Here is a 1,032-nt window from a genome sequence, read left to right as displayed (position 1 = left end):
GCCTGTAAGGCGCGCTGTTTCAACATTGCAAATTAACAATAAGATAGAGAATCGCCAGGATGCTTTAGCACAGTTAATTGAGATAAGGACGTGGTTTACACGCATGGAGCCAAGTAGTCCCGTTATTTTACTACTGGAGCTGGCAGAAAGCATGGTTGGCAAACGTTTCACTGAACTAATGAAAATCCTGCCATCAGAACTCGTAAATAAAATTGACAGCGAGAACACGTAAATGAAATTTTTTGGATTGAAAATTTTAATGGCATGTTGTGCATTAGTCAGTAACGCTTTGCACGCTGAGTGTACCCTCGATACGTCTGGGGAAGCAGATAGAGGACCACCCATTACTTTTATTCTCCCTGCCCAGGCTTTGAGTATCAGTGCAGATAAACCCGTCGATACCTCAATGCCATTCGCCACACTCGTCACGCCACTGGCGGGACACGCTGTAACCTATATCAACTGTACGCCTGGCAGTGCTTATGGAGGGGTGCCTTACGGTCTTCCTACTCCAAGTGGAAATAATATGTATCCTACCAATATTCAGGGAGTTAGTATGAAAATTCGGTGGGATAATGGCACTGATAAAAAAGACATCCCTTATGGCGGTAATATGCCTATGGAGGCACTTCGCTTCGTCTATTTTGCGAATTCTTATTTCGTCGTTGAGTTTTTTAAAACGGCAGAGGTTCTTCGTTTGATACCTAATAAAGAAAATGTTGTCTTTGATGGCGGTGATTCCGCCTATAATTATGTTGGTGTCAATGCAATGTCGAATTATGCACAAAAACTTAATATAGGAAAAATTACACTCAATAGTACACCGGCCTGTACTTTTGAGAGCACAAAAAACATCGATTTTAATACTGTCACACCAGCCCTGGCGGATTCAGGGGTTGAACGTCCCCTCGACTTTGAAATGAACTGCAGGACTGACTATGGAAAATATTCGGTCCTTGCTTCAGTTATTGCGGACGCTCGTACAACAGATGGTAAATATATTACTGTTACTGATGCCGGAGGAAATAAGGA

Annotated in this window: 1 protein-coding gene and 1 pseudogene; both read left to right on the top strand. The window is 42.6% G+C overall.

Annotated features, from left to right (window positions below; all coding sequences use genetic code 11):
* Positions 1-232, top strand: a pseudogene (locus tag WH277_RS05630) (ImpA family type VI secretion system protein); the annotation flags it as partial.
* Positions 233-1,032: fimbrial protein (locus WH277_RS05625; RefSeq protein WP_339504924.1), on the top strand; the 800-nt coding region annotated here is incomplete at its 3' end.

This window comes from Erwinia sp. MYb416 (assembly GCF_037479575.1).
Lineage (GTDB): Bacteria > Pseudomonadota > Gammaproteobacteria > Enterobacterales > Enterobacteriaceae > Erwinia > Erwinia rhapontici.
Note: the sequence above shows the minus strand (reverse complement) of the source record. Positions and strands in the feature narration are given on the sequence as shown.